The sequence below is a fragment of the Microcoleus sp. F10-B2 genome, from assembly GCF_036704965.1.
Classification (GTDB): domain Bacteria; phylum Cyanobacteriota; class Cyanobacteriia; order Cyanobacteriales; family Microcoleaceae; genus Microcoleus.
The window spans coordinates 1-2,747 of record NZ_JAUBTB010000199.1 but is presented as its reverse complement, the minus strand read 5'-3'; the positions used below and the strand labels follow the sequence as shown (position 1 = coordinate 2,747).

Genomic DNA, 2,747 nt, shown 5'->3' with positions numbered 1-2,747 from the left:
AAACTTATATTAAGCGTTGGCGGGCAATAGCGCGATCGAACTTTTTTGAGTTTTTTGGACTTATTCAGCAAGCCCTAATTACTAAAGGCAGAAAACCTGAAAAAAGGTTTTTGTTGTGAAATAGACATAAAAAAAGCCAAAAAGCCTGCCGCAGCAGGGCGGAAAGATTCATCACCAGAAAAGTTATGGCGATGATTGTACCAGAAGTATTAGAAAGTTTAGCCATGACTCTACCAAGGCTAAATCTTCTTTTACGCAACTCCCAAATTTTCCCTCAATCGAGTTACGAATTCTTTCGTCAGATAAGGCTTGCTTCTTGTTTGACTTGCTGATATTTTTAGGGGGTAGTCATTTCAAATAAGTATGAGACTATTTAAAAATGAGGTAAAATTAATAAAAATAGTGAACCAGTTAGGAAAATGTCTTACAGTATTGATTTGAGAAAAAAAGTAGTAGATTATGTAGAAAATGGCGGTCGTATCGCTCAAGCAACCGGAATTTTTCAGGTAGGGAGGGCAACGATATATCGGTGGCTGGGTCGGACAGACCTGAGAGCCACCCAGGTAAAAAGACGTAAGAGAAAGCTAGATTGGCAAGCCTTAGAAAACGATGTAAAAGAGAACCCAGATGCCAGATTAATCGACCGAGCCAAGAAGTTTGGGGTCAGACCAAGTGCCCCAGATCTTATGCTCTTAAAGAAATGAAAATTACTCGAAAAAAAAAACAACTTCGTTATCAGGAAAGAAACCGAGAATCAAGAATGAAATACTACAGATATCTCCGAGAATTAATTAAAGTATCGGGAAGTCAAAGTCTGGTTTTTATTGATGAGTCAGGATTTGAAGAGTTTCAAGATTGTGCATTTGGCTGGTCAAAAAAAGGCAAAAAAATCTGGGGTGAAAAGTCAGGAAAACGGGGGAAAAGAGAAAATCTAGTAGCCGGAAGAAGGAAAGGAAAAAAGGACTTAATTGCCCCAATGGTTTTTACGGGCAGCCTCAATGCAGAAGGTTTTGAAGGGTGGTTATCTTTATATTTATTACCCTCCCTGACAAGGCCATCTATCTTAATCATGGATCATGCACCGATTCATCGAAAAACAGCCATTCGAGAACTGGTAGAGGAAACGGATCATCAAGTTCTTTTTCTCCCAAAATATTCTCCCGACCTGAACGATATTGAACACGATTTTAGTGCCTTAAAGCGAGCCAGAATGTATGCTCCTCCTGGCACATCTTTAGATGAACTCATCTGTGCCTACTGCGCTCAATAGTGTCTCTTTTTTATTTGAAATGACTAGGGTCTTCCTAGAGAGACGCCACTCATCCTAATCCCTATTTCTTTGCACCAAGCTCGATTTTCCTGCGTTCGATATATGCGATCTACATGAATTGATTCACCGATAGCATCCCGTGAATCGTTTAAAATCTTCTACTTGTGTTTTTAAGTCTAAAGATTCATTGAAATTATCCCAACTAATTCTGTCTAAAAATACGTAGCCATTACGACAACTCGCTGACAGTTTTGCCCCAAATTCAACGGATTTCCCAGCTTTCCCTCTGACGATGGGGCGGATATGTGGTTGTGTTAAACTTACTATTCTGTTCTCAATACTCTGTTCTTTCTTTTCATACATCGATAACTGTTGACGGTATACTTCTGTGACTACTAGCAGCATTTTATAATGAGATTTACTCAGCAACTGTAGCTGACCCATTTTATCGATATGAGCCAAATTTCTTTTGAGATATAGGAGTTGTTTTTTAATTCCTTTTCTTCGTACTTTTCGTGATGGTTTCCGGTTTTTAGCCACTGTTAGGTATTCTTTTCTGGCTGTGTTTCGATAGGTGATTGGTTTTTTTTTTCGGGTGACTGAATTTGAGTATGTAGAGCGTCTATGATTTTTTCGGTATGTTCCCTTGCTTGATTTAATAGTCCTAAGTCTGTCGGATACTTAATATCGGCTGGCGCGCAGGTTGCGTCTAATATTAATTTACCTTTATTTTTAGGCTCACTTATTTGTGATGACTTTTTTTTGACTACCTCTCCTAGCACTTCAGTCTGCTCTTTTACCATTTTTTCGTTGATTTTATTGACCTTGTTGACACCTATTCTCTGCCTAAAATGAACGAACATTGATGAGTCGAATGGTGCTTGACTACTATAGACATTCATTCCTATAAAGTATTGTAGGTATGGGTTTTCCCTGATTTGTTCTATTGTTTCGGCGTCGCTCGTTCCTAACCTTTCTTTAATGATTAATGCCCCCAATGCCATCCGAAATGATTTAGCAGGAGCCCCGGTGGAGACTGTAAAATTTTTGGCATATTCTGCTTCAAATTCTGACCGCGGAATTAGTTTTTCCATGATTACCCAACGATTATCCTCTGACAATTGCCCCTCGAAGGGCAGGTCAAAGTTGGATGGTGGGTTTGGGGTTGGGTCAACTTTTCGGTACATTACGAAAGTGATGGTGTACTAGGCTTTTGAGTCATTTTAGCTCGGCAGGCGAGTACCCGAGCAGCGCTAAAACGAGCTAAAGTCTTTTGACGTAAGGGTTTTAGGCTTATTCAGTAAGCCCTAAGTAGGCTTTGATTATGGCGCGTGTAATTGAGCTAATAGCTGACATTATTTTACTGCAAATATTCTGTTGACTAGACTTGTGGCAAAACTCTGGGGGGGTGACAAAGAGGCCTAGGAGATAGACCGAATCAGGGTTGCAGCCCGCATACCTTGTTGATAAAAGCGAC

General features: G+C 39.9%; 3 pseudogenes. 1 reads left to right on the top strand and 2 read right to left on the bottom strand.

Annotated elements, in window-relative coordinates:
- Positions 1-64: 64 nt before the first annotated feature.
- Positions 65-345 (bottom strand): annotated as a pseudogene (locus QUA99_RS32515) (transposase); the annotation flags it as partial.
- A 74-nt stretch (positions 346-419) separates the two neighbouring features.
- On the opposite strand from QUA99_RS32515, the pseudogene QUA99_RS32510 reads away from it, so the two are divergent.
- Positions 420-1,270, top strand: a pseudogene (locus QUA99_RS32510) (IS630 family transposase).
- A gap of 26 nt (positions 1,271-1,296) precedes the next feature.
- On the opposite strand, the pseudogene QUA99_RS32505 reads toward QUA99_RS32510, so the two are convergent.
- Positions 1,297-2,457 (bottom strand): annotated as a pseudogene (locus QUA99_RS32505) (IS5 family transposase); the annotation flags it as partial.
- Between the last annotated feature and the right edge of the window lie 290 nt (positions 2,458-2,747).